Below are 23,873 nucleotides of genomic sequence, written 5' to 3' on the forward strand. Positions count from 1 at the left end.
TCTTACCCCGCTGAGCTGCGACCAACGGAATATTTCATGAACCACGATCACGTCGGAGGTGTCGTCACACAACGCTTACCCTCGAAGAGGGGGAGGGATGGGGAGGGGGCAGCCGCCTTGAGAACTCCGCCCCTCACCGCCCCCGCTTGGCCAGAAAAGCCAGCCGTTCCAGCGTGTGGACGTCCTGCTCGTTCTTCAGCAGCGCGCCGCACAGCGGCGGGATCAGCGTGCGGGCGTCCTTGGCGCGCAGGGTCTCGGGATCGACGTCCTCGACCATCAGCAGCTTGATCCAGTCCAACAGCTCGGAGGTCGAGGGCTTCTTCTTCAGCCCCGGAACCTCGCGCAGGTCGTAGAACAGGTTCAGCGCCTCGCGCAGCAGGGCGGATTTCAGGCCGGGGTAATGGACCTCGACGATGCGCTCCATCGTCTCGCGTTCGGGGAAGCGGATGTAGTGGAAGAAGCAGCGGCGCAGAAAGGCGTCCGGCAGCTCCTTCTCGTTGTTGGAGGTGATGATGACGATGGGGCGCTTGGCCGCCTTGATCGTCTGACGGGTTTCGTAGACGTGGAACTCCATACGGTCGAGTTCCAGCAGCAGGTCATTGGGGAACTCGATGTCGGCCTTGTCGATCTCGTCGATCAGCAGGACCGGAGACTCCGGCGCCTCGAAGGCCTCCCACAGCTTGCCGCGGACGATGTAGTTGGCGATGTCGTGGACCTTCGCCTCGCCCAACTGGCTGTCGCGCAGGCGGCTGACCGCGTCGTATTCGTAGAGGCCCTGCTGCGCCTTGGTCGTCGACTTCACATGCCAGGACAAGAGCGGCTTGTTCAGCGCGCGGGCGATCTCCACCGCCAGCACGGTCTTGCCGGTGCCGGGCTCGCCCTTCACCAGAAGCGGCCGCTCCAGCGTGATGGCGGCGTTGACCGCCACCATCAGGTCGTCGGTGGCGACATAGCGGTCGGTTCCGGTGAAGCGCATGGGTGGGCTCCCTCAAGCGAGAAGGTTTCAGTCCACGATAAACAGGGTGGCACCGGTTTCGGTCGAGGACCGATGCGGTTCGTCGCCGAAATCGGACACCTGATAGCTCATGCCGGCGGTCAGGACGAAACGGCGGCCGTCCTTCAGCTCGGTAATCAGTTCGCCGCTGACCACGAACAGCACATGGCCGCGGTCGCACCAATGGTCGGCCAGATAGCCCGGCGTGTATTCGACCAGCCGAACCCGCAGGTCCCCGGCATGGAAGCTGCGCCAAAGCGCCTTGCCGGTTTCGCCCGGATGTTCGGTGACCGGGACAGCGGCCCAGTCGGTCACGGTGAAGGGCAGAGTGGGCAGTTCCATCGCCGGACCTTATGAAGACGGCACGAACAGAAAAACGGCCCCCGGAGCGATCCGGGGGCCGGGTTTCAGTGCGATCAGGAGGCCTTCTTGGCCGCGATCGCCTTTTCGATGGCCTCGACCGCCGCCGGAGCCAGCGAGGCGTCGGGGCCGCCGGCCTGGGCCATGTCCGGCCGGCCGCCGCCACCCTTGCCGCCCAGCGCCTCGGCGCCGACGCGGACCAGATCGACGGCGCTCAAGCTGCCGGTCAGGTCGTCGGTCACGCCGATGACGATCGAGGCTTTACCCTCGTTCGAGGCGATCAGCACGACGACACCGGAGCCGACCTGCTTCTTCAGCTCATCGGCCATCGGCTTCAGGTCCTTGGCCGGCAGGCCTTCGACCACGCGGGCGGCGAACTTCACGCCGGCGACGTCCTTGGCCTCATTGCCGCCATCGGCCTTCGCGCCACCGCCCCCCATCGCTCCACTAAGGGCGACCTGCCGGCGCAGCTCGGCCAACTCGCGCTCCATCTTGCGGCGTTCCTCGACCAGGACCGCCACGCGGGCCGGGACCTCGTCGGGCTTGACCTTCAGGACGCTCGCCGCCTCGGTCAGCAGATGGTCGCGTTCGGACAGCCACGCCTTGGCGCCGGTGCCGGTCAGCGCCTCGATGCGGCGGACACCGGCGGCGACGGCGCCTTCGGAGACGATCTTGAACACGCCGATGTCGCCGGTGCGGCGGACATGGGTGCCGCCGCACAGCTCGATCGAGTAATCGCGGTCCACCTCGCCATGCGGGCCGCCCATGGAGACGACGCGGACCTCGTCGCCGTACTTCTCGCCGAACAGGGCCATGGCGCCCTGGGCGCGGGCCTCGTCCGGGGACATCAGACGAGTGATGACCTCGCTGTTGGCGAGGACGCGGCGGTTCACCTCGTCCTCGATGGCGGCGATGTCGGCGGCGGACAGGCCGGTCGGCTGGCTGATGTCGAAGCGCAGACGCTCCGGCGCCACCAGCGAGCCCTTCTGGGTGACATGGTCGCCCAGGCGATGGCGCAGCGCCTCGTGCAGCAGGTGGGTGGCGGAGTGGTTGGCGCGGATGGCGGCGCGGCGCTCGGTGTCCACGCGCAGTTCGACCACGTCGCCGACGCTCAGGGTGCCCTTGGTGACGGTGCCGACATGCGCCCACACCGCGCCCAGCTTCTTCAACGTGTCGGAAACCGCGACCTCGGCCCCGCCGGCGGAGAAGATCACGCCGGAATCGCCGACCTGACCGCCCGATTCGCCGTAGAAGGGCGTCTGGTTGACCACGACCATCACCTGATCGCCGATGGTGGCGGCCTCGACGCGGGCATCGCCCTTGACGATGGCGGTCACCTTGCCCTCGGCCACTTCGGTGTCGTAGCCGAAGAACTCGGTGGCGCCCAGCTCGTCCTTGATCTCGTACCACAGCTTCTCGGTGCCGACCTCACCCGAGCCGGCCCAGGATTCGCGGGCCTTGCGGCGCTGCTCGTCCATCGCCGCCTTGAAGCCGGCCTCGTCCACCGCCCGGCCCTGGCCGCGCAGCACGTCCTGCGTCAGGTCGAGCGGGAAGCCGTAGGTGTCGTACAGCTTGAAGGCGACGTCGCCGGCCAGCGGCTGGCCTTCGCCCAGATGGCCGACCTCGTCCTCCAGCAGGCGCAGGCCGCGCTCCAGCGTCTGCTTGAAGCGGGTTTCCTCCAGCTTCAGCGTCTCGACGATCAGGGCGCGGGCGCGGCTCAGCTCCGGATAGGCGTCGCCCATCTGCTGGATCAGCGCCGGGACCAGACGGTGCATCAGCGGCTCGCGCGCGCCGATCATGTGGGCGTGGCGCATGGCACGGCGCATGATGCGGCGCAGCACATAACCGCGACCCTCGTTCGACGGCAGCACGCCGTCGGCGATCAGGAAGGAGGTGGAGCGCAGATGGTCGGCGATGACGCGGTGCGACACGGCATGCGCGCCGTCCGGCGAGGTCTTGGTCGCCTCCGCCGACGCCATGATCAGCGCCCGCATCAGGTCGATGTCGTAGTTGTCGTGCTTGCCCTGCAGGACGGCGGCCAGACGCTCCAGCCCCATGCCGGTGTCGATCGACGGCTTGGGCAGCGCCACCAGATTGTCCGGACCCAGCTGTTCATACTGCATGAACACGAGGTTCCAGATCTCGATGAAGCGGTCGCCATCCTCGTCCGGGCTGCCCGGCGGGCCGCCGGCGATCGACGGGCCGTGATCGAAGAAAATCTCGGAGCACGGGCCGCAGGGGCCGGTGTCGCCCATGCGCCAGAAATTGTCGTCGGTCGGGATGCGGATGATGCGGTCGTCCGACAGGCCGGCGACCTTGCGCCAGATCGCCGCCGCATCCTCGTCGGAGGTGTGGACCGTCACCAGCAGCTTGTCGGCCGGCAGACCATATTCCTTGGTGATCAGGTTCCAGGCGAACGCGATGGCGTCGTCCTTGAAATAATCGCCGAAGGAGAAGTTCCCCAGCATCTCGAAGAAGGTGTGGTGCCGCGCGGTGTAGCCGACATTGTCCAGGTCGTTGTGCTTGCCGCCGGCGCGTACGCATTTCTGCGAGGTGACGGCGCGCTTGTACGGCCGCGTCTCGGCACCGGTGAAGACGTTCTTGAACTGGACCATGCCGGCGTTGGTGAACATCAGCGTCGGGTCGTTGCGCGGCACGAGCGGCGACGAATCGACTTTCTGATGGCCCTGCTTGGCGAAGAAATCCAGGAACGTGCGACGGATGTCGTTGGCGGTCTGCATACGGTCAAGGCTCCGGGTGCGCGGCTGCGGCCTTCCATTGGCCGAACCGTGCTTTTAGCGCGAGAATGGCGGCATGTCCACGACGGACGGATTATTACCCTGCGTCACGGCAGACAAAAAGCCCGGCCGACTATTGGGCTTCCGTCTCGGCCCGCGCCTTTTCGATCCGGCGGCCGATGATGATCGCGATTTCGTAGAGCGCGATCAGCGGCAGCGCCAGACTGACCTGGCTGATGACGTCCGGCGGGGTCAGCACCGCGGCGGCGATGAAAGCGCCGACGATGGCATAGCGCCGCTTCGACGCCAGCGCGTCGGTGCTGATGATGCCGACGCGGACCAGCAGCGTCAGCAGGACCGGCAATTGGAAGGCGATGCCGAAGGCGAAGATCAGCGACATCACCAGATGCAGGTATTCGCCGACGCGCGCCTCGAACTCGATGGGCAGGGCGTTGGCGTCGCCGCCGGGATGGAACTCGAATCCCAGGAAGAAGCGCCAGGCCATCGGGAAGATGAAGTAATAGACGATGCCGGCGCCGGTCAGGAACATCACCGGCGTCGCCACCAGGAAGGGCAGGAACGCCTTGCGCTCGTGCTTGTACAGCCCCGGCGCCACGAACATCCAGATCTGTGCGGCGATGATCGGGAAGGAGATGAAGCAGCCGGCCCAGAACGCCACCTTCACGTAGGTGAAGAAGGCTTCGGTCAGGCCGGTGTAGATCATCCGCCGCCCCTGCCCCGCCAGCAGGTCGGCCAGCGGCTGCACCAGGAAGTTATAGATCCTGTCCGACACCGCATAACACAGCAGGAAGGCGATCAGGATTGCACCGATCGACCACATCAGCCGGTTCCGCAGCTCGATCAGGTGATCGATCAGCGGCATCTTGCTGTCTTCGAGTTCGTCCTGCTGCGTTTCGCCGGTCATGGCCCGTCTTTATCTTCAGGTCTGCTTGTCGGTCGGCTGGGCGGAGGCCACGGCATCCGGCCGAGGGGCCGGAGCGGGCTGCGGCACAGGGGCCGGAACCGGTTGCGGCGGTTCGGTGGTAATCGGAGACGGGGCAGCCGACGGGACCACGCTGTCGGTCACCGCCGGAGCGGTGGGCGCCGGAGCGGAGGGCGCCTGCACCTGCGGCAGGTCCGGCTCCGGGGTGCTGCCCTGATGGCCGTTCAGCCCGACATCGAAGCTCTTGGGATCGAAGGCCTTGCCCACCTCTCCCTTCGGATCGATGGTGTCTTCCATCATCTTCTTGATGTTCAGGTCGCGGGTCTTCAGCGCTTCCTTGCGAAGCTCGTCCAACTCGGTTTCCCGCATCATGTCGTCGATGTGGGTCTGGAATTCGCGCGCGACGCCTCTGGCCTTACGCACCCATTTGCCGAGCGTGAAGATCGCCTTCGGCAGATCCTTGGGTCCGATGACCACAAGGGCGATCACGGCGATCACCATCAGTTCGGACCAAGCGATGTCGAACATGTTCTTCCGGCTTCACGAATGCGGTGGGCAGGGTCGGCGCGCGGCGTTCCGAATGGGCGCCCGCGCGCCCGCCGGTCAGCTGCGGACCGCCTCGTCCTTCTTGGCCGCGGTTTCGGCCGTGTTGGCCGGCTGGTTCGGGATGGTCTTGGCGTTGCTGCCCGGGGCTGCATCGTCGCTGTCGTCCTGCAGGCCAGCCTTGAAGGACTTCACGCCCTTGGCGAGGTCGCCCATCACCTTCGGCAGCTTACCGGCGCCGAACAGCAGAAGAACGATCAGAAGAACGATGATCCAGTGCCAGATGCTGAAAGAACCCATGGCGCGCCTATCACGTTTGAACGGCCTTAGCGGCGGGGCGGCACTATGGCAGAAAGGCCGTAGGGCCGCAACGTTCGCCCCACCATCCTTAAACGGTTGTCATTGAGCTTTCACGGGAATTCGCGCGGCAGCCCCCTAAAAACGCGGTCCCGCCCGGAAGTCACGCATCGCCGTCGGTCCCCAGCGCGCTGTCGTCACCCGCCGTCCCCAACCCGAGCAGCACCGGGCGGCTGTCCAGCAGGCCGGCGGCGCGCAGGTCGTCGACGCTGGGCAGGTCGCGCAGGCTTTCCAGCCCGAAATGATCGAGGAAATGGTCGGTGGTGATCCAGGTCAGCGGCCGGCCCGGCGTCTCCCGCCGCTTGCCCGGCCGGATCCAGCCATGTTCCATCAGCAGGTCCAGCGTGCCCTTGCTGGTGGCGACGCCACGGATCGATTCGATCTCGGCCCTGGTCACCGGCTGGTGATAGGCGATGATCGCCAGCGTTTCGATGGCGGCGCGCGAGAGCTTGCGCGACACTTCCTCCTCCCGCCGCAGCTCCGGCGCCAGATCGACCGCGGTGCGGAAGGCCCAGCCGCCGCCGGTGCGCACCAGATTGACGCCGCGCGGGGCGTAATGGGCACGCAGTTCCTCCAGCAGCGGGCCGACCTCCGTCCCGATCCGTCCGGCCAGCGTCTCCTCGTCCAAAGGCTCGGCCGAGGCGAACAGCAGCGCCTCCAACAGGCGCAGCCTGCCGATGCGGGCCTCCGCCTCGTGGGCGTCGGTGACTTCCTTAATCATGGGACTGTGCTTCTTCCGAATTGTCGCCGCCCTGGGAATCGCCGGAGCGTCCGCGGACATAGAGCGGGGCGAAAGCGCCCTCCTGGCGCAGTTCCACCCGGCCGGCCTTCGCCAGCTCCAGCGTCGCCGCGAAATGGGCAGCCAGGGCGGAGCGGGTCAGCAGCCCGCCGCCCTCCCCGCCCGGCAGGAAACTCGCCAGCGTCGCCCAGTCCGGCATGCGGCCCAGCAGCGACGACAGGCGCTGCACCGCCTCCTCCATCGAATAAAGGCGGACCGGGGCGATGTGCAGGACCGAGGAGTCCTTGCGGGCGCGCTGCTGGCCATAGGCGCGCAGCAGGTCGAACAGCGTGACCTCGTAGACCGACTTGCGCTGCAGGTCCAAATCCTCCGGCGCGCCGCGCGGGTGGACGTCGATGCCCAGGCGCGGGCGGGCGAACAGCTTTTCGGCCACGCCCTTCATCGCCTCCAGCCGCTGGAGCTGGAAGGCGAGCGCCGCCGCCATATCCTCACCGGACGGCTCCTCCCCCTCCGGTTCGGGCAGCAGCAGGCGCGACTTCAAGTAGGCCAGCCACGCCGCCATCACCAGATAGTCGGCCGCCAGCTCCAGCCGCACCTTCCGCGCCTCCGCCACGAAGGCGAGATATTGGTCGGCCAGTTCCAGGATGGAGATGCGCGTCAGGTCGACCTTCTGGTCACGCCCCAACGCCAGCAGCATGTCGAGCGGTCCCTCGAAGCCGTCCAGCACCAGCAGAAGCTGCTCGGACGGCGACGCCTCCGCGGCAGCGGGGGCGTCGCCCACACGCCCGGCCACCAGATCGGCCACCAGATCAGCCATATGATCGCTTTCAGTCGTTGCCGGTCAGGATGCGGATGAAGTCGATCACCGCATCCACGGGCGGGCCCAGCACCCAATGCATGACGCTGAGATCCATGCCGATCTGCCGCCCCAGCATCGGCAGCAGGAAGAAGGCCGCCATCAGGATCAGCAGCCCGAAGCGCTCCAGCTTCGCCAGCGGCACCGCCAGAAAATCCGGCAGGATGCCGACCGCGACCCGTCCGCCGTCCAGCGGCGGCAGCGGGATCAGATTGAAGACCATCAGGATGACGTTGACCAGCACCGACACCTCGGCGGCGGAGCGGATCCACAGTTCGATATAGCTGTTTTCCGGATTGACCAGCCGCCAGAGCACCGCCGACGCCACCGCCAGCAGGAAGTTGGTCCCCGGACCGGCAAGCGCCACCCACACCATGTCGCGGCGTGGATGGTCCAGCCGGGCGAAATTGACCGGCACCGGCTTGGCCCAGCCGAAGACGAATCCGGTGGTGAAATACATCAGCGCCGGCAGCAGGATCGTCCCGAACGGGTCGATGTGGCGGATCGGATTGAAGGTGACGCGCCCCAGCCGATAGGCGGTGTCGTCGCCCAGCCTCCAGGCGACGAAGCCGTGCGCCGCCTCGTGCATGGTGATGGCGAGGATGGCCGGCAGGGCCACGGCCGTCACCTGGAAGATCCATTCCTCCATCGTCCGCTCCCGTCCGTCAGGCTTGGGCCGTGCCGAGAAGCTCGGCCAGCCGGGTCGTCAATGCCGCGATGTCCGCCGGTTCCGGCGCGTGACGCATCGCCTCCGCCCGCGCCCAGCGCTCGGCCGCCGCGCCGCTCAGCGCCGGCACGGCGTCGATCAGAGACCGCATCTCGGCCAGATCGCCGTTGCAGTGGAGCACGACATCCATGCCGGCCGCCAGCACCGCTTCCGCCCGCGACTTCGGGTCGCCCTGCAGCGCGTTCATCGACAGATCGTCGCTGAACAGCAGGCCACCGAAGCCGATCGACGGCCCCCGCACCACCTCGCGCACCACGATGGCGGAGGTGCTGGCCGGCGCCGTCGGGTCGATGGCCTTCAGCACCACATGCGCCACCATCGCCAGCGGCAGGTCGGCCAGCGCGCGGAAGGGGGCGAAGTCGGTGGCTTCCAGCGTCGCGCGATCGGCCTCCACCACCGGCAGCTCGGCATGGCTGTCGGCGAAGGCGCGTCCGTGGCCGGGGATATGCTTGACCACCGGCAGCACGCCGCCGGCCAGCAGCCCGTCGGCGGTGGCGCGGGCGAGATCGATCACCAGGGCGGGATCGCGCGAGAAGGCGCGGTCGCCGATGATGTCGTGCGCGCCCTCGACCGGAACGTCGCAAACCGGGGCGCAATCGACCGTGATGCCGACCTCCGCCAGCATATGGGCGAGCAGCCGGCCGTTGATCCAAGCGGCCTCATGGGCGGCCTCACGCCCGGCCGCGGCGTCGCTTTCGGCGAGCGCGCCGAACACGCCCATCGGCGGGTGGGCCGGCCAATGCGGTGGGCGCATCCGCGCGACCCGGCCGCCCTCTTGGTCGATCAGCACCGGGGCGTCCGGCCGACGGACGCTGGCGCGCAGATCGTCCACCAGCCGGCGCATCTGGTCGCGGCTGTCGCAGTTGCGGCGGAACAGGATGAAGCCGAGCGGATCGGCGTCGCGGAAGAAGGCGGCCTCGTCGGGCGTCACCTCCAGCCCGGCGCAGCCGAAGACGACCGCGCGCGGACGGGCAACCGGGGTGGCGGGGTCCACTAGGTTACGACCCACCGAATCAGGGACGGACAACCACACACCCCACATTCTGTGCGCGCAGCTGGGCGCAGACGGACTTGGCCCGCGCCTCATCGGCGCCGGCGCCCTGCACCCGGTAGAAGACGCCCTTCGGACCGAGATCGACCTTGGCGACATGCATGGACAGGCCGCCAAGCGCATCGGAATGGCGCCCGGCCAGACGGCGCCATTCGGCCGCGGCCTCGCCTTCGCTGCGCACCGACGCCAGCTGGACCCGCCAGCCGCCGCTGCCGCCGACAACAGCGGGCGTGGGGGCGGGCATGGCGGCGGGCGCAGCCTTCGCCGGCTGAGGCGCCGCCTTGGCCGGGGCGGCCGGCAGCGAGGCGGCCTCCAGCTTGGCGATCAGCTGTCCCATCGACGGAGCGGCAGTCTGCTGGACCGGCGGCGGAGCGGGGGGCTTCGCCGTAGAGGCCTGCTGCTGGACAACCGGCTTAGAGGGAGCGGCGGGCGGCTGCTGCGGCTTGGCGACCACGCTGGGCGGCGCCTGGGTGGCTTGGGTCTGAACCGGCGGCGCGGCGGCCGGGTCCGTGGCGGACAGGCCGGGTGCCGGCTCCGGGGCGGTCAGCGGGGCGACAGCCGCGACCGCCGCGGCGACGCTGTCGCGCGGCACGGTGGCGGTGGCGCCCGGCGGCAGCTGGGCCACCGACGGGACCGACGGCAGCGGCACCACGGCCGGCATCTGCGGCGTCACCACCGGGCGCGGCAGCGGCACCTCCGGCGGCGGCAGCAGCCGTTCCACCTGATTGCCGCGCCCGCCGTCATGGTCGCGTAGCCGCTCATAGGCCAGGATGTCCTGGTGCGGCACCTCCATCCCGCCCGGCTGGTCGGGACGCGACTTGGGCGGGGTGGGATCAGCGGCCAGCAGCGGCGGGCCGTCGCCGGACAGCCGGTCATGCCCGCGGAGCCCGACGACCGCCGCACCGGCGAAGGCAACGACGCCGACCACGGCGAAGCCGAGCGCCAGCAGCCCGCGCTTGTTCGCGGACTGTCGGGGCGGCATCCCATAGGGATTGGCCGCGTAGTTGACGTCGCCGTCGTACCTCATGAACGCAGTTCCTCCACCGGTTCGACACCCATCACCTTCAGACCCGACGCGATGACCGTCGCCACCGCGGCGATCAGCGCCAGACGGGCGGTCGTTAGCTCCGCATCGCCCTCGATCAGGAAGCGCAGCGAGGCATCGTCGCGGCCCCGGTTCCACAGAGCGTGGAAGTCGCTCGCGAGATCGTAGAGGAAGAAGGCGATGCGGTGCGGCTCATGCGCCTCCGCCGCCGCCTCGACCACGCGCGGCCAGGTGGCCATGCGCTTGGCGAGCGCCATCTCCTCCTCCGCATCCAGCCGGGCGAGGTTGGCGGCGGAGGCGAGCGAGGCCGGCATCTGGTCAAGCTGCGGCAGCGCCGTCGCGGCATGGCGCAGGACCGAGCGGCAGCGGGCGTGGGCGTACTGCACGTAGAAGACCGGGTTGTCCTTCGACTGCTCCGTCACCTTGGCGAAGTCGAAATCCAGCGTCTGGTCGTTGCGGCGGGTCAGCATGATGAAGCGGACCACGTCCTTGCCGACCTGATCGATCACGTCGCGCAGCGTCACGAAGGTGCCGGCGCGCTTGGACATCTTCACCGGCTGGCCGTTCTGCATCAGATGGACCAGCTGGCAGAGCTTCACGTCCAGCAACGCCTTGCCCTCAGTCACCGCGGTGGTCGCCGACTGCATGCGCTTGACGTAGCCGCCATGGTCGGCGCCCCACACGTCGATCAGGCTGCCGAACCCGCGCTTGTACTTGTCGAAGTGATAGGCGATGTCGTTCGAGAAATAGGTGAAGGAGCCGTCCGACTTCTTCAGCGGCCGGTCGACGTCGTCGCCGAAATCGGTGGACTTGAACAGGGTCTGCGGGCGCGGCTCCCAATCGTCGGGCTTCTTGCCCTTCGGCGGCTCCAGCACGCCGGTGTAGATCAGGCCGCGTTCCTCCAGCGCCGTCAGCGCCTTGTCGACCGCACCGGCGGTGACCAGCGCGCGCTCGCTGCTGTAGACGTCCATGGTGACGCCGAGGACGCCGAGATCCTCCTTGATCCAGCCCATGATCATGGAAATCGCGAAGTCGCGGCAGGCCGGCAGCCATTCGGACTCGTCGGTGCCGACCCAGCGGTTGCCGTCGCGCTCGGCCAGGGCCTGCCCGACCTCCTTCAGATATTCGCCGGGATAGAGGCCGGCCGGAATCTCGCCCACCTCCTCGCCCAGCGCCTCGCGGTAGCGGATGAAGGTGGACCGCCCCAGCACATCGACCTGGGCGCCAGCATCGTTGATGTAATATTCCCGGCTGACGGCGTAGCCGGCCTTTTCCAACAGCGAGGCCAGCGCGTCGCCGAACACGGCGCCGCGGCCATGGGCGGCATGCAGCGGGCCGGTCGGGTTGGCCGACACATACTCCACATTGACCGGCGTCTTGCCGCCCAACTCGCTGTCGCCATAAGCAGTGCCGGCGGTCAGCACGTCGCGGATGCGATCACGCCAGACGTCCGGGGTCAGGCGCAGGTTGACGAAGCCCGGACCGGCGATCTCGACCGACGCCACGTCGGCGCGGCTCTTCAGCTTGGCGACCAGCAGTTCCGCCAGGGCGCGCGGCGCCATCTTCGCCGGCTTCGCCAGGATCATCGCGGCGTTCGTGGACAGGTCGCCATGCGAGGCATCGCGCGGCGGCTCGACCGTCAGACGGCTGCTGTCCAGCCCGGCGGGGATGGCACCCTCCGCGGCCAGCTCTTCCAGCAGCTTGCGAATATCGGTCTCGAAGGCCTTGAAAATATTCATCGTCTCAGGTCGTCTTTTCAGGAGGTCACAGGAGCCTCGCGGCTCAGGTCTTCACGCGTCAGGTTTTTACATGCAGGTCGAACAGCCGGTCATGTTCGGCCAGCGCGTAGCGGTCGGTCATGCCGGCGATATAGTCGGCCACATGGCGGGCACGCACCGCAAGGTCGGCGTCGCCGCCTGCCTTGGCGATGTCGCGCTGCCATTCGGTCGGCAGGGTGTTGGGCTCGTCCATGAACAGTTCGAACAGGGCGCGCACCACGCGCTTGCACTTGCTCATCTCGCGGTTGACGCGATAATGCCGGTACATGCGCTGGCGCAGGAAGGCGCGCAACGGCCGCTGCGCCTCCAGCATCCCGTCGGAGAAGCTGACCATCGCCAGCGGCAGGGCGCGCAGCTCGGCCGCGCTTCCCGGCTTGTGCTCCGCCAGCCGCCGCCGCGTCTCGGTCACCAGATCGACGACCATGGCGTTGATCATCCGCCGCACCGTCTCATGGATCAGGCGCGAGCGCTCCAGCCCCGGATAGCGGTCACAGACCTCGCGGATGATCGGGCCGACCAGCGGCAGTTCCGCCACCTCCTCGACCGTGAACAGGCCGGCGCGCAGGCCGTCGTCAATGTCGTGGTTGTTGTAGGCGATGTCGTCGGCCAGCGCCGCCACCTGCGCCTCGGCCCCCGGATTGGTGTGCAGCTCCAGATCCCACTCGCCCTGGAAGGCGGCGATCGTCGTCGGCAGCCGCTGTCCGGGCAGCAGCGGCAGCAGCGGGCCGTTGTGCTTGACCACGCCCTCCACCGCTTCCCAGGTCAGGTTCAGCCCATCGAACTCGGCATAGCGCCGTTCCAGCCGCGTCAGGATGCGCAAGGTCTGGTCGTTGTGGGCAAAGCCGCCGAACGGCTCCATGCAGGCGTTCAGCGCGTCTTCGCCGGCATGGCCGAAGGGGGTGTGACCAAGGTCGTGGGCCAGCGCCACCGCCTCCGCCAGATCCTCGTTCAGGCCGAGCGTGCGGCTGATGGAGCGCGCGATCTGCGCAACCTCCAGGCTGTGGGTCAGCCGGGTGCGGTAATAGTCACCCTCGTGATAGACGAAGACCTGCGTCTTGTGCTTCAGCCGGCGGAAGGCCCCGGAATGCACGATGCGGTCGCGGTCGCGCTGAAAGCACGAGCGCGTCGGGCTTTCCGGCTCCGCCACCAGCCGCCCGCGCGTGTCCGCCGGGTTGCAGGCAAAGGGAGCCAGCCGATCGTGGGAACAGTCCGCCGTCATGGGGCGGACACTACCGGCGGGAAAACGCAGGCGCAACGGCGAAGGCGTGCTATGCCCCGCCCCCCGGCGCTGCCGACGGACAAGCGTGCCAGAAGCGCAACGGTTTGGCGCAAGGGTGCCCATACTTTGACGAAGCCCCCGATCCCCCTTACATTTGTCGCAACTCCCGCACCGCACCAGAGGGGCCATCCCATGCCCGACACCGCACTGCCCACCGAAACCCGCGTCCTCGGCGTCAGCGAAAGCGCCGCCAAGCGTGTCGCCTTCCTGATCGAGCAGGAGGGCAATCCCAAGCTGATGCTGCGCCTGACCGTCTCCGGCGGCGGCTGCTCCGGCTTCCAGTACGGCTTCACCTTCGACGAAACCGCGACCGACGAGGACCATGTCTTCGAGAAGGACGGCACGAAGGTGGTCACCGACGACGCCTCGCTCGATCTGCTGGCCGGCGCGACGCTGGATTATGTCGAGGACCTGATGGGTGCCGCTTTCCAGATCAAGAACCCGAACGCCACCGCGTCCTGCGGCTGCGGCAATTCCTTCGCGGTCTAAGGCCGCGGTCTGACCGCCCAAAACCAAGAAAAGAAGGCAGGCCTGTTTCGTGAAGATCGCCACCTGGAACGTCAACTCGGCGAAGGCCCGCCTTCCGCTGATCACCGACTGGCTGCGCGCGGCGTCCCCGGACGTCGTGCTCTTCCAGGAAATCAAATGCGAGACCGCCGCCTTCCCGCGTGCGGCGTTCGAGGATCTCGGCTATCACGTCAATGCCGTCGGGCAGAAGGCCTACAATGGCGTGGCATTGCTGTCGAAGACCCCGGCGGAGGACGTGCTGACCCGCCTGCCCGGTGAGCCTGAGGACGAACAGGCCCGCTATGTCGAGGCCACCGTGTCGGGCGTGCGCATCGCCTCGCTCTATCTGCCCAACGGCAACCCGGTGCCGGGCGAGAAATTCGCCTACAAGCTGCGCTGGATGGACCGGCTGTACGACCATGCCTGGACCCTGCTGGCGCAGGAAATCCCGGTGGTGCTAGGCGGCGATTACAACATCATCCCGGAGGCGCGCGACGTCTTCTCGCCGCAGGCCTTCGCCGGCGACGCGCTGTTCCGCCCGGAATCGCGCGCCAAGTTCCGCGCCCTGCTGAATCTCGGCCTGACCGAGGCGTACCGCGCCCTGCATGACGACGACCGCGCCTATACCTTCTGGGATTATCAGGCCGGCAGTTGGCCGCGCGACAACGGCCTGCGCATCGACCATTTCCTGCTGTCGCCGCAGGCCGCCGACCGTCTGGCCGGCTGCACCATCGACCGCGGCCCGCGCGGCCTGGAAAAGGCCTCCGACCACACCCCGGTCATCCTGGACCTGCGCGACGCCTGACCGCGGCTGTGGAATCCGCGTGACAAAAAGCATTTTGTTAAAACTTTCGCTTCTAGGATGACTGCGCGCCCCGGACGACAACCGGGCGGGCGCGGTCATCGGGGGAGCGACGGGCGGGCATGGCGTGGGGGGGCGACAACGGCCGGGAACGGGTGAAGTCTCTGCTGGCGGCATTGGAACGTCAGGCGACCGAGGCCTCCCAGCTTGCCGAGCGCGCCCAGCGCGACATGGGCGACGACCGCTTCGCCTCCTTCCTCGACTTCCGCCGCAAGGTCGAGGAAATCCGCGCCCTCTTCGCCCTGACCGAGGAGCATCTGCACGGCGTGGACGAGTCGCGTCTCAGCGATCTGCGTGCCGAGTTCGAGCGGATGGATCTGCTGCTGACCCGCATGCTGGTGCGGGCGATGCGCAATTACTTCTCCGGCATGCGCGAGGATCAGGTCCTGCCCATCGGCGCCCGCGAGTTGTTCGAGCCCGAACTGCGCAGCATCGACCAGACCCGCACCCGCCTGCTGAGCCCCCGCTATGCCGACCGCGTGGCGCCGGAGATTCTGGACGATCTGGACGCCACGGCGGAATTGATCCGCAAGACCATCGCCCGCGCTCCCAGCCTACCCGACTTCTCCGACAGCCCAAGCCCGCCCAAACCGACCCGCCGCCTGCGCACCCTGGGCCGCCCGATCCGGAATTGAGGAGCAAATCGCAACAGCCTTCGCGCGACACTTGACCCACCGCGACGCATTCGCTACTCCCGTGGGCCGAAGGAAGAGTGGCCGAGTGGTTTAAGGCAACGGTCTTGAAAACCGTCGTAGGTGTGAGCCTACCGTGGGTTCGAATCCCACCTCTTCCGCCATGACAGCCGAAAAAAGAGCGGCTCTGGCCCAGTGCTTTACTTTTAAAGCAAACTCATCTGCTGTATACGATCCAAACGAATCACCCCATTAATAAGCCAACGGTCTGGGTAAACAGAATGCGTCCCCATGGCCAGGAGCATGCCTTTATGAGGGTATTCTTCACCAAATGTCTTTTCCATCATTTCAAGAGCAGGTTTCTCCCCATACTCTCTTGACCATCGAAAAAAAGTTGCTTCAATTTCCCAATCTTGACAGGTTCCTTCACGGTCTCCATCATCAGTCTTATATCGGTATTTGAATCGGTAAGGGCAAGGTTCGTATGGGATCAATTTCTTGCTATTAAACATGTCCCTCTGAGCCCGCAGACTTTCAAATTTTGCCTTTTCTGCTAGCAACTCATCAGGATTCTTCTTCTGGTATCGGAAGTCGCGAACTTCAACTCTTAAGAGAGCAAGACTGCGACCCGCCTGCCGCTCGCGGTCTAAACTGGTAACGATTGCTCTATCCAGGAAGCTTTGCCGTTCCGACTGCTTCAAGCTACCAACAATGGACAGAGTATCTTGATCAACTCTACGTGACTCTAAACGACGGTCATCATTTGGAAGCCGCCAACGGAAGTGAATTCGATCCCAACGCGAAAACTTTTTACCTTCATCTAAATACCTAAAAGAAACTGGATAAAGCCTCAGCCACTTTCCATATATATCCAAAGCCGCGCAACAAACTGTCTCGCCATGCTTGAGGCCTACCTGTGGCGCGGCTTTGATTAAAACAATCGCTTCTGCTTCCCCTGACTTTAAATCACTTTCGACCATTAGCCGTCCCCAAAAATGGGCTCGGCTGCTATTTTCCCTGTGGCACTCCAATGTGCCTCAAGGTGAATGCCCCGAGCCTTTTCATCTCACCCGCCACAATGTTACGGTGGCAGAAACGGTGATCCCGCTCGTAGCATAGTAGGCAAGAGACGCTATCGCTTGCAATCTTGATCGCTTCACTTAGCGCACTCTGCGCGCCAAGCGTGCTGAGGTGCGTTGAAAAGATAGTATGAAACTGTTCGTAACGACCGGCTCTCGCCGCCTCCCGCCCCTCTTTTGGGTCTCCGAGGGGACGCAGGTGTACATATGCCAGCCCTTGATCCACGCAATGTTGCGACAATGAGGACTTAGAAAAACCGCGACGACGCGACACAGGGACATCGCGAATATCAATGACCGTCTGGACGCCAACCTTAAGCAAGGTAGCTATGAAGTCATCTACGACCGCACCCTCATAGCCGATCGTAAACAATGTGTTAGCCGTCACTTGCCCCACCATATTGGCCTGATGCACTTCGCGGTCATTTCTGCGCAAACGCGCATGATGCCGATGCTAGAAATTTGCCGATATAGCTTTTTAGAACAGATTGGGAGTTCGAGGGAATCGTTTTCCGCCTGTGGATCGACATGCCATAGAAAGTGTCGAAAGCCTGTAGGATAGGAACTTCAGAAAACGCCAACGGCGCAGACGTGTCCGACGCGGTGCATTCCCGCCGCCCCCCAAACCGCATACAATCATATGACCCCCGCCCTTTTGCGCCTTCCCGATTGCTCTGCTAGCGTCCCATCCGGAGAATGGGAGGGGCGCGGACCATGGGACTCATCAGCTTTCTGAAAAAGACCGCCGCCGGTCATACCGACCGGCAGAAGCAGGCTCGGTACGACCGTGCGAACGCGCGGGCCAACGAGTACATGGAGGTGGCGCAGTGGTATGCCGAGGAAGGCGACGGCAACCCGCGCATCCTGCAGAATTATCAGGAACTTTCGGCTCTGCCCTTCCGCCAGGGACATGCGGCGACGCTGGTCGGCTACCGCAACGACATCACGCGCAAGCTGGGCCACGCCGCCCACATCGGCACCCGGCAGAACCCGTGGATCGCCGCCTTCCTGCGGCCGGACGACGGCACCGTCTATTGCGCCTATGTGCTGCTGCGCGACGACAACCAGCAGTTCGCGCTGATGAAGGCCTACTGGTTCCTGTCCGGCAACGAGACGGAGGCCGGATACAAGCGCCCCGTCTTCGGCGTCCTCTGATCCACCCAGCAGGAAAGTCGCGCACATGCCGAACATCGCCGATCTGGTCGCGAATCCGGAAAGCTTCCTCAAGAACAACCTGATCTGGATCCAGTATCAGGCCTACCAGCCCAACTACCGCGTCGGCGGCGTCAAGAGCTTCAGCCTCAGCGACGACGGCATGAACTGCACCCGCAAGGGCACCGGCATCGTCTCGCAGTTTACGACCAAGAACGCCAAGGTCTGGTCGGTGCGCTACGACCAGGGCAACCAGCCGGACAGCTGGAACGCCTATTGGTTGCCCTATGATCAGGATTTCAAGCATCTCGTCGTTCTGGACGACGAGGCCGACGTGATGTTCACGCCGACGATGGACGGCTGTTCCTTCGGCTTCAGCGACCATGGCGGCGGCACCTATTCCGCCTCCCATGGCAATCTGCAGACCGCCCAGGGACGGATCGACGAGGCCGGGCTGCGCCAGGGCATGCGCATGCACGCCACCACCCTGCACAAGTCGCAATACATGAACGTGCCGGGCACCGACGGGGTCAAGGTCACGCTGGTCGGGGTGCGCAACGGCAAGAAATGGCGCTTCTTCTATCAGCAATACATCGACCAGATGGGTGCCTTCACCCTGCTGAAGGTCGCCCAGGTCAAGAGGTAGAGCATTCCAGGGGCGCGCGCCGCGCCCCTCCCCCATTCCCACTCAAGACAGCCAGTCCCCGCCTTGCTACAGTCCTTGTCCCTCGGACCTGTCCCGACCGGCTTGATCCGCAAGACAGACACAGACCAGAGACAAGGCACATGGACAAAGGCACGCCGAAGGCCATCCGGCTTCAGGACTATCGCCCGCCGGCGCATCTGATCGACACGGTCGACCTGTTCGTCGACCTGGGCGAGGATGTCACCACCGTCCGCGCGGTGCTCGCGATCCGCCGCAACCCGGCCCGCCCCGATGCCGCGACGGAGCCGCTGTCGCTCGACGGGCAGAGGCTGGATCTGGTGTCGGTGGCGCTGGACGGCAGGACTCTGGGGCCGGACGAATTCACCGTCACCCCCGATCACCTGATCGTGCTGGAGGTGCCGGACAGCTACACCCTGGAAACCATCGTCCGCATCAAGCCGCAGGAGAACACGGCGCTGGAAGGGCTCTACAAGTCCTCCGGCAACTTCTGCACGCAATGCGAGGCGGAAGGCTTCCGCAAGATCACCTACTTCATGGACCGCCCGGACGTGATGGCGCGCTACAGCACCACCATCACCGCGGACAAGGCGCGCTATCCGGTGCTGCTGTCCAACGGCAATCTGGCCGCGTCGGGCGATTCGGAAGACGGCCGCCACTGGGCGCGCTGGGAGGACCCCTTCCCCAAGCCCTGCTACCTGTTCGCGCTGGTCGCCGGCAAGCTCGTCCATGGCGAGGACCATTTCCGCACCGCGTCCGGCCGCGACGTGACGTTGCGCATCTATGTGGAGCCGGGGAACGAGGACAAGATCGACCACGCCATGCGCTCGCTCATCAAGTCGATGCGCTGGGATGAGGAGGTCTATGGTCTGGAATACGACCTCGACATCTTCAACATCGTCGCGGTCGGCGATTTCAACATGGGGGCGATGGAAAACAAGTCGCTCAACGTCTTCAACACCAAATACATCCTGGCCAAGCCGGAGACCGCGACCGATACCGATTTCCTCAACATCGAGGCGGTGGTCGCGCACGAGTATTTCCACAACTGGACCGGCAACCGCGTCACCTGCCGCGACTGGTTCCAGCTGTCGCTGAAGGAAGGGCTGACCGTCTTCCGCGACCAGGAATTCTCGTCCGACATGCATTCCCGCGCGGTGAAGCGCATCGCCGACGTCCAGGGGCTGCGCACCGTGCAGTTCCAGGAGGATGCCGGCGCCATGGCCCATCCGGTGCGCCCGGACAGCTATGTCGAGATCAACAACTTCTACACCCCCACCGTCTACAACAAGGGTGCGGAAGTCATCCGCATGATCCACACCCTGCTGGGACCGGAGAAGTACCGCAAGGGCACCGACCTTTACTTCCAGCGTCATGACGGGCAGGCAGTCACCTGCGATGATTTCGTCGCCGCCATGGCCGATGCCAGCGGCGTCGACCTGACCCAGTTCCAGCTGTGGTACCGCCAGTCCGGCACGCCGGAACTGGACATCGCCGGCAGCCATGATTCGGCGGCCAAGACCTACACCCTGACGGTGAAGCAGACGGTGCCGCCGACGCCGGGCCAGCCGACCAAGCAGCCGATGCACATCCCGCTGGTGGTCGGATTGCTCGGCCCCGACGGGCAGGACCTGCCGCTGCGCCTGGACGGTGAGGACGCCGCCGCCGGCACCAGCCGCATCCTGCATGTGACGGCGGAAAACCAGAGCTTCACCTTCCGCGACGTCCCGGCCCGGCCGGTGCCGTCGCTGCTGCGCGGCTTCTCCGCCCCGGTGAAGCTGAAGACCGACCTGACCGACGCCGACCTCACCTTCCTGATGGCGCATGACAGCGACGCCTTCAACCGGTGGGAGGCCGGCCAGATTCTCGGTACTCGCATCCTGCTGAACCTCGTCGCCGACCAGCAGGCCGGGCGCGATCTGGTGCTGCCGGAGGGCTATGCCGACGCCTTCGCCAAGATCCTGGACGATGCGCAGCGCGACCCGGCCTTCGCCGCCCAGGCGCTGGTGCTGCCGACAGAGGCCTATCTCGGCACCCAGATGCCGGTGGTCGATCCCGACGCCATCCACGCGGTGCGGGAATTCGCCCGCAAGACGCTGGCCGGGCGCCTGCGGGCCAAGTTCCTCGACCTCTACCGCCGCAACAGCAGCCAGGAGCCCTTCTCGGTCGATGCCGAGGCCATCGGCAAGCGGGCGCTGAAGAACCTGTGCCTCGCCTATCTGATGGCGCTGGAGGACGCAGAGGCGCTGGATCTTTGCCTGACCCAGTATCGTACCGCCCAGGGCATGACCGACGAGATCGCGGCGCTGCAGTTCCTGTCCAACGCCGCCTCGCCGGAAGGAGAGAAGACGCTTGCCGACTTCTACGAGCGCTGGAAAGGCGAGGCGCTGGTGGTCGACAAGTGGTTCAGCGTGCAGGCGATGTCGCACCGCGCCGACACGCAGGCCCGCGTCACCGCCCTGCTCGGCCATCCGGCCTTCGAGATCCGGAACCCGAACAAGGTGTATGCGCTGATCGGCGGCTTCGCCAACGGCAACCCGGTCCGCTTCCATGACGCCAGCGGCGCCGGCTATCGCTTCCTGGCCGATCAGGTCCTGCGTCTGGACCCGATGAACCCACAGGTTGCAGCCCGGCTGATGGGACCCTTCTCCCGTCTGCGGCGCTATGACGCGGCCCGCCAAGGGCTGATGAAGGCCGAGTTGCAGCGGATCGTCGCCACGCCGGGCCTGTCGCCCGACGTCTACGAGGTCGCCAGCAAAAGCCTGGAGGCTGCCGGCTGAGACTCGGGACCAAAGGACCAGGCGCATAAGCAAAAGGGCCGGTGGCATCGCCACCGGCCCTTTCGCCGTCCGTGATCACTTCGCCGTAATCCCCCTGCCGCCGGGCGGGGGGATACGGTCTTACTTCTGCTCGGACAGGAAGGCGATCAGGTCGGCGCGCTTGGCGTCGTCCTTCAGGCCGGCGAAGGCCATCGTGCCGCCCGGGACGATTTCCTTCGGCGCCTTGATGTAGGCGTCCAGGTTCTCCGGGGTCCAGACATGGCCGGCGGCGCCCTTTTCCTTCATCGGGGCCGAGTACTTGAAGCCCTCGATCGACGCGGCCGGACGGCCGACGACGCCGAACAGCGACGGACCGACCTTGTTCTTGCCCTGCTCGGCGGTGTGGCAGGCCATGCAGACCTTGAAGACATCCTTGCCGGCGGCGGCGTCGGCCGCCTGGGCGGCACCGGCACCCATCACGACCGCGGCGATGGCGGCAACGCCCATCAACAGCTTCTTCATTCTTCGGCTTCCCTTCCGATGGATCCACCGGCCGACGGCGCCGGCCGGAATCGCGCGGCAGCATACACATTCCGTAAGGGGGTCAAACCCCCTTTGATGCCGCCGTACGACCAATGAACAATTTGCCGCGCTAATTCATCCAGGCAAGCGCCGCGAACAGAACCACAATCACAAGAAGTGCCGCCCACGGCACGTAGAAATTGCCGGCTCCGCCCCCCTTGCCACGGCCGACCGGCAGCGGCAGCGGGATCTCCGGCGGCGGTTCCACCATGCGGGTGGCGGGCTTAGCCGCGGGCTCTGAATAGACCGCAGGCCGGGTGGCGGCAGGCTGGGAGGCTGGCTGGGGCGCGGCGGCGGCGCCGGCCGCTTCGCCCGCCACCGGTTCCACCGCGGGGGCTGTCTCCACAGGTGCCGGACCGACGATCCGGGTGAAGCGGGCGAAGAACTCCTCCGCCATCTTGCGGGCGGTGGCGTCGACCAGCCGGGAGCCGATCTGCGCCAGCTTGCCGCCGACCTGAGCCTTGGCGGTGTAGCTCAGCAGCGTGGCGCCGCCATCGTCGGCCAGCGTCACGGTGGCGCCGCCCTTGCCGAAGCCGGCGGCACCGCCCGACCCTTCGCCGGTGATGGTGTAGCCGTTGGGCGGGTCCAGGTCGGACAGGGTGACCTTGCCGGCGAATTTGGCGCTGACCGGGCCGACCTTGGCGACGACCTTGGCCGTCATCTCGGTGTCGGACTGCCGGACCACCTCCTCGCAGCCGGGAATGCACTGCCGCAGGATTTCCGGATCGTTCAGCGCCGCCCACACCGCGTCGCGGCTGGCCTCGATCCGGTGGCTTCCGCTCATATCCATGGTTCGTGGTTCCTCCAACCCAATTGCCAACCCTGATGCGGCCCTTTGCGGGCGTCTCTCGCCCCGGCTGCGGCCGGGGTTACGGTTGAGAATATGGCATTACCGGGCGCTGCGACAGCCCCGGCCGCCTCATCTCAAAGTCTTACCCGTGAACGCCCTCACCCGCGCGGCGCCATGCAGTTGCTGACGATCGGCGTGCAGGCGGACAGCGAGGCGCCGGCCGGGTAGCTGACCTGCTCCACCGTGCCGCGCGGGCCGATCACCACCGTCGCCTCGCAGCCGGTCGAGGTGCTGCCGCCGACCGGCACCCCAAAGCCGAGACCGAGACCCACCCCGCCGCTGCCGCCGAAGCTGCCGGCGCCGATGCCGATGCTGCTGCCGGGGCTGTAGGCCACCGCAGGACGGGCGACGTAGGTGTAGTATTCGCGGCCCGCCGCAGTCGCCTGACGGTCCGGAACGCCGGCGCAGGCCAGCAGGTCGGCCTTGGGCATGCCGACCATGGCGGTCTGGGCGCGGCGGGCAATCTCCGGATCGGGACCGGTGGCGCAGCCGGCAAGGAGGACGGCCGTGCCGCCGAGAAGAATCATCGCAGCGCCCACGGTCCTTGCCTTACCCATGGCCTTCCCCATCCCTTGGCCCATGTCTCGTCCTCCACCAGAATATCGTGTCATCGCCGGGTTCTTCTCAACCGGTTGATACAGTGCTGAAACCCCGCCGCCGCCCGTCCGTTCCCGGAAGGGTCTCTGCGGCCCGGAAGTGACGGACGGGCCCGGATTTGCTAGGAGTTCCGTCCCCTGTCCATACCAGCATATCGGAACCGCCGACGCCATGGCCGAGCTTACGCCCTCCCCTTCTCCCTCCGCCTCTGCCGTGACGGTGTATCTCGCGCTCGGCGGCAACATGGGTGACCGCGCCGCCAACCTCGCCGAGGCGATCCGGCGGCTGGGCGAGGCGGTGAAGATCGACGCCCAGTCCGCCCTGTACGAGACGGCGCCGATGTATGTCACCGACCAGCCGGCCTTCCTGAACATGGCGGTGCGCGGCACCACCCGCCTCGGCCCGGCGGAACTGCTGCGCTTCCTGAAGGAGATCGAGGCGACGCTGGGCCGCGATCTCGGCGGCCTGCGCTTCGGCCCGCGCCCCATCGACATCGACATCCTGCTCTATGCCGACCGCGTGGTGGCGCAGCCTGATCTGGAAATCCCCCACCCCCGCATGGCGGAGCGCGCCTTCGTGCTCTGCCCGCTGGCCGACATCGCCGCCGACATCGTCCACCCGGTGCTGAACCGGCGGATCGACGCCCTGCGCGACGAGGTTCCCGGCCGCGAGACCGTCGTCCGCATCGCCGACAGGCTTTGACGAACGTCTCGCCGAGTGTGGTGGTCCAAGTGCAATGGTCCAAGTGCGGTGGCATGCCGCCGCCGCACCGCTTATAG

Annotated in this window: 24 protein-coding genes and 1 tRNA gene; 8 read left to right on the plus strand and 17 right to left on the minus strand. The window is 66.4% G+C overall.

Features of this window, described 5'->3' with window-relative positions; all coding sequences use genetic code 11:
- Nucleotides 1–133: 133 nt before the first annotated feature.
- The 13 genes from TSO5_RS19115 to TSO5_RS19175 all read right to left on the minus strand — a co-directional run bounded on the left by TSO5_RS19115 (nucleotide 134) and on the right by TSO5_RS19175 (nucleotide 13,350).
- Nucleotides 134–976: a MoxR family ATPase gene (locus TSO5_RS19115; protein ID WP_109153035.1), complete on the minus strand. Its 843-nt coding sequence runs from the start codon at nucleotides 974–976 to the stop codon at nucleotides 134–136.
- A gap of 27 nt (nucleotides 977–1,003) precedes the next feature.
- Nucleotides 1,004–1,336: a DHCW motif cupin fold protein gene (locus TSO5_RS19120; protein ID WP_109153036.1), complete on the minus strand. Its 333-nt coding sequence runs from the start codon at nucleotides 1,334–1,336 to the stop codon at nucleotides 1,004–1,006.
- Between the two features lie 74 nt (nucleotides 1,337–1,410).
- Nucleotides 1,411–4,095 carry an alanine--tRNA ligase gene (alaS, locus tag TSO5_RS19125; RefSeq protein ID WP_109153037.1) on the minus strand — a complete coding sequence of 895 codons (2,685 nt, stop codon included), beginning with the start codon at nucleotides 4,093–4,095 and terminating at the stop codon, nucleotides 1,411–1,413.
- A gap of 130 nt (nucleotides 4,096–4,225) precedes the next feature.
- Nucleotides 4,226–5,017: a twin-arginine translocase subunit TatC gene (tatC, locus tag TSO5_RS19130; protein WP_109153038.1), complete on the minus strand. Its 792-nt coding sequence runs from the start codon at nucleotides 5,015–5,017 to the stop codon at nucleotides 4,226–4,228.
- Nucleotides 5,018–5,032: 15 nt separating this feature from the next.
- Nucleotides 5,033–5,563, minus strand: coding sequence for a Sec-independent protein translocase protein TatB (gene tatB, locus TSO5_RS19135; RefSeq protein WP_109153039.1), 531 nt, complete (start codon nucleotides 5,561–5,563; stop codon nucleotides 5,033–5,035).
- A gap of 75 nt (nucleotides 5,564–5,638) precedes the next feature.
- A complete protein-coding gene (locus TSO5_RS19140) occupies nucleotides 5,639–5,878 on the minus strand; it encodes a twin-arginine translocase TatA/TatE family subunit (RefSeq protein WP_042704372.1) in 240 nt (79 codons plus the stop codon).
- Nucleotides 5,879–6,038: 160 nt separating this feature from the next.
- A complete protein-coding gene (scpB, locus tag TSO5_RS19145) occupies nucleotides 6,039–6,656 on the minus strand; it encodes an SMC-Scp complex subunit ScpB (RefSeq protein WP_109153040.1) in 618 nt (205 codons plus the stop codon).
- Complete coding sequence (locus TSO5_RS19150) at nucleotides 6,649–7,491, minus strand: ScpA family protein (protein ID WP_247870831.1); 843 nt, start codon at nucleotides 7,489–7,491, stop codon at nucleotides 6,649–6,651. The genes scpB and TSO5_RS19150 overlap by 8 nt, the downstream gene beginning before the upstream one ends.
- A 10-nt stretch (nucleotides 7,492–7,501) precedes the next feature.
- Nucleotides 7,502–8,179, minus strand: coding sequence for a site-2 protease family protein (locus TSO5_RS19155; RefSeq protein WP_109153041.1), 678 nt, complete (start codon nucleotides 8,177–8,179; stop codon nucleotides 7,502–7,504).
- Between the two features lie 16 nt (nucleotides 8,180–8,195).
- Complete coding sequence (gene nagZ / locus TSO5_RS19160; RefSeq protein WP_109153042.1) at nucleotides 8,196–9,251, minus strand: beta-N-acetylhexosaminidase; 1,056 nt, start codon at nucleotides 9,249–9,251, stop codon at nucleotides 8,196–8,198.
- Between the two features lie 19 nt (nucleotides 9,252–9,270).
- A complete protein-coding gene (locus tag TSO5_RS19165; protein ID WP_109153043.1) occupies nucleotides 9,271–10,335 on the minus strand; it encodes an SPOR domain-containing protein in 1,065 nt (354 codons plus the stop codon).
- On the minus strand, nucleotides 10,332–12,092 hold the full coding sequence (argS, locus tag TSO5_RS19170; RefSeq protein WP_109153044.1) for an arginine--tRNA ligase: 1,761 nt from the start codon (nucleotides 12,090–12,092) through the stop codon (nucleotides 10,332–10,334). The genes TSO5_RS19165 and argS overlap by 4 nt, the downstream gene beginning before the upstream one ends.
- A 58-nt stretch (nucleotides 12,093–12,150) precedes the next feature.
- Nucleotides 12,151–13,350 (minus strand): deoxyguanosinetriphosphate triphosphohydrolase, encoded by a 1,200-nt coding sequence (locus tag TSO5_RS19175; RefSeq protein ID WP_109153045.1) that lies wholly within the window; start codon nucleotides 13,348–13,350, stop codon nucleotides 12,151–12,153.
- A gap of 192 nt (nucleotides 13,351–13,542) precedes the next feature.
- Between TSO5_RS19175 and erpA the strand changes: the two genes are divergently transcribed.
- The 4 genes from erpA to TSO5_RS19195 all read left to right on the plus strand — a co-directional run bounded on the left by erpA (nucleotide 13,543) and on the right by TSO5_RS19195 (nucleotide 15,575).
- Nucleotides 13,543–13,899: an iron-sulfur cluster insertion protein ErpA gene (gene erpA / locus TSO5_RS19180; RefSeq protein WP_109153046.1), complete on the plus strand. Its 357-nt coding sequence runs from the start codon at nucleotides 13,543–13,545 to the stop codon at nucleotides 13,897–13,899.
- Nucleotides 13,900–13,948: 49 nt separating this feature from the next.
- On the plus strand, nucleotides 13,949–14,722 hold the full coding sequence (locus tag TSO5_RS19185; RefSeq protein WP_109153047.1) for an exodeoxyribonuclease III: 774 nt from the start codon (nucleotides 13,949–13,951) through the stop codon (nucleotides 14,720–14,722).
- Nucleotides 14,723–14,841: 119 nt separating this feature from the next.
- Entirely contained in the window at nucleotides 14,842–15,414 is a 573-nt protein-coding gene (locus TSO5_RS19190; protein ID WP_109153048.1) for a hypothetical protein, read from the plus strand.
- Between the two features lie 71 nt (nucleotides 15,415–15,485).
- Nucleotides 15,486–15,575 (plus strand) — tRNA-Ser (locus tag TSO5_RS19195).
- A gap of 42 nt (nucleotides 15,576–15,617) precedes the next feature.
- Here TSO5_RS19195 and TSO5_RS32320 read toward each other — a convergent pair.
- Complete coding sequence (locus TSO5_RS32320) at nucleotides 15,618–16,391, minus strand: hypothetical protein (protein WP_146203810.1); 774 nt, start codon at nucleotides 16,389–16,391, stop codon at nucleotides 15,618–15,620.
- An 813-nt stretch (nucleotides 16,392–17,204) separates the two neighbouring features.
- Between TSO5_RS32320 and TSO5_RS19205 the strand changes: the two genes are divergently transcribed.
- From TSO5_RS19205 to pepN, 3 genes are all read left to right on the plus strand, one after another.
- The gene (locus TSO5_RS19205) at nucleotides 17,205–17,645 is read left to right on the plus strand and encodes a hypothetical protein (protein ID WP_109153050.1); all 441 of its coding nucleotides are present in this window, start codon (nucleotides 17,205–17,207) and stop codon (nucleotides 17,643–17,645) included.
- 25 nt (nucleotides 17,646–17,670) lie between these two features.
- Entirely contained in the window at nucleotides 17,671–18,288 is a 618-nt protein-coding gene (locus tag TSO5_RS19210) for a hypothetical protein (RefSeq protein ID WP_109153051.1), read from the plus strand.
- 140 nt (nucleotides 18,289–18,428) lie between these two features.
- On the plus strand, nucleotides 18,429–21,086 hold the full coding sequence (gene pepN / locus TSO5_RS19215; protein WP_109153052.1) for an aminopeptidase N: 2,658 nt from the start codon (nucleotides 18,429–18,431) through the stop codon (nucleotides 21,084–21,086).
- Between the two features lie 120 nt (nucleotides 21,087–21,206).
- Here the strand turns inward: pepN and TSO5_RS19220 are convergent, their stop codons facing one another.
- The 3 genes from TSO5_RS19220 to TSO5_RS19230 form a co-directional block, all read right to left on the minus strand.
- Nucleotides 21,207–21,587: a cytochrome c family protein gene (locus tag TSO5_RS19220; RefSeq protein ID WP_109153053.1), complete on the minus strand. Its 381-nt coding sequence runs from the start codon at nucleotides 21,585–21,587 to the stop codon at nucleotides 21,207–21,209.
- Between the two features lie 130 nt (nucleotides 21,588–21,717).
- Nucleotides 21,718–22,437, minus strand: coding sequence for a carbon monoxide dehydrogenase subunit G (locus tag TSO5_RS19225; RefSeq protein ID WP_109153054.1), 720 nt, complete (start codon nucleotides 22,435–22,437; stop codon nucleotides 21,718–21,720).
- 158 nt (nucleotides 22,438–22,595) lie between these two features.
- The gene (locus TSO5_RS19230) at nucleotides 22,596–23,054 is read right to left on the minus strand and encodes a hypothetical protein (RefSeq protein ID WP_109153118.1); all 459 of its coding nucleotides are present in this window, start codon (nucleotides 23,052–23,054) and stop codon (nucleotides 22,596–22,598) included.
- 211 nt (nucleotides 23,055–23,265) lie between these two features.
- Between TSO5_RS19230 and folK the strand changes: the two genes are divergently transcribed.
- The gene (gene folK, locus TSO5_RS19235) at nucleotides 23,266–23,796 is read left to right on the plus strand and encodes a 2-amino-4-hydroxy-6-hydroxymethyldihydropteridine diphosphokinase (protein WP_109153055.1); all 531 of its coding nucleotides are present in this window, start codon (nucleotides 23,266–23,268) and stop codon (nucleotides 23,794–23,796) included.
- Nucleotides 23,797–23,873: the final 77 nt, after the last annotated feature.

This window comes from Azospirillum sp. TSO5 (assembly GCF_003116065.1).
GTDB lineage: Bacteria > Pseudomonadota > Alphaproteobacteria > Azospirillales > Azospirillaceae > Azospirillum.

What these genes read in the sequence shown, in the direction of transcription:
- tatB (WP_109153039.1), bottom strand. Translation starts at nt 5,563, where the DNA reads ATGTTCGACATCGCTTGGTCCGAACTGATGGTGATCGCCGTGATCGCC.
- TSO5_RS19155 (WP_109153041.1), bottom strand. Translation starts at nt 8,179, where the DNA reads ATGGAGGAATGGATCTTCCAGGTGACGGCCGTGGCCCTGCCGGCCATC.
- erpA (WP_109153046.1), top strand. Translation starts at nt 13,543, where the DNA reads ATGCCCGACACCGCACTGCCCACCGAAACCCGCGTCCTCGGCGTCAGC.
- TSO5_RS19210 (WP_109153051.1), top strand. Translation starts at nt 17,671, where the DNA reads ATGCCGAACATCGCCGATCTGGTCGCGAATCCGGAAAGCTTCCTCAAG.
- TSO5_RS19115 (WP_109153035.1), bottom strand. Translation starts at nt 976, where the DNA reads ATGCGCTTCACCGGAACCGACCGCTATGTCGCCACCGACGACCTGATG.
- TSO5_RS19205 (WP_109153050.1), top strand. Translation starts at nt 17,205, where the DNA reads ATGGGACTCATCAGCTTTCTGAAAAAGACCGCCGCCGGTCATACCGAC.
- alaS (WP_109153037.1), bottom strand. Translation starts at nt 4,095, where the DNA reads ATGCAGACCGCCAACGACATCCGTCGCACGTTCCTGGATTTCTTCGCC.
- TSO5_RS19165 (WP_109153043.1), bottom strand. Translation starts at nt 10,335, where the DNA reads ATGAGGTACGACGGCGACGTCAACTACGCGGCCAATCCCTATGGGATG.
- TSO5_RS19120 (WP_109153036.1), bottom strand. Translation starts at nt 1,336, where the DNA reads ATGGAACTGCCCACTCTGCCCTTCACCGTGACCGACTGGGCCGCTGTC.
- pepN (WP_109153052.1), top strand. Translation starts at nt 18,429, where the DNA reads ATGGACAAAGGCACGCCGAAGGCCATCCGGCTTCAGGACTATCGCCCG.
- argS (WP_109153044.1), bottom strand. Translation starts at nt 12,092, where the DNA reads ATGAATATTTTCAAGGCCTTCGAGACCGATATTCGCAAGCTGCTGGAA.
- folK (WP_109153055.1), top strand. Translation starts at nt 23,266, where the DNA reads ATGGCCGAGCTTACGCCCTCCCCTTCTCCCTCCGCCTCTGCCGTGACG.
- TSO5_RS32320 (WP_146203810.1), bottom strand. Translation starts at nt 16,391, where the DNA reads ATGGTCGAAAGTGATTTAAAGTCAGGGGAAGCAGAAGCGATTGTTTTA.
- TSO5_RS19225 (WP_109153054.1), bottom strand. Translation starts at nt 22,437, where the DNA reads ATGGATATGAGCGGAAGCCACCGGATCGAGGCCAGCCGCGACGCGGTG.
- scpB (WP_109153040.1), bottom strand. Translation starts at nt 6,656, where the DNA reads ATGATTAAGGAAGTCACCGACGCCCACGAGGCGGAGGCCCGCATCGGC.
- TSO5_RS19175 (WP_109153045.1), bottom strand. Translation starts at nt 13,350, where the DNA reads ATGACGGCGGACTGTTCCCACGATCGGCTGGCTCCCTTTGCCTGCAAC.
- TSO5_RS19220 (WP_109153053.1), bottom strand. Translation starts at nt 21,587, where the DNA reads ATGAAGAAGCTGTTGATGGGCGTTGCCGCCATCGCCGCGGTCGTGATG.
- TSO5_RS19190 (WP_109153048.1), top strand. Translation starts at nt 14,842, where the DNA reads ATGGCGTGGGGGGGCGACAACGGCCGGGAACGGGTGAAGTCTCTGCTG.
- TSO5_RS19140 (WP_042704372.1), bottom strand. Translation starts at nt 5,878, where the DNA reads ATGGGTTCTTTCAGCATCTGGCACTGGATCATCGTTCTTCTGATCGTT.
- tatC (WP_109153038.1), bottom strand. Translation starts at nt 5,017, where the DNA reads ATGACCGGCGAAACGCAGCAGGACGAACTCGAAGACAGCAAGATGCCG.
- TSO5_RS19150 (WP_247870831.1), bottom strand. Translation starts at nt 7,491, where the DNA reads ATGGCTGATCTGGTGGCCGATCTGGTGGCCGGGCGTGTGGGCGACGCC.
- TSO5_RS19230 (WP_109153118.1), bottom strand. Translation starts at nt 23,054, where the DNA reads ATGGGTAAGGCAAGGACCGTGGGCGCTGCGATGATTCTTCTCGGCGGC.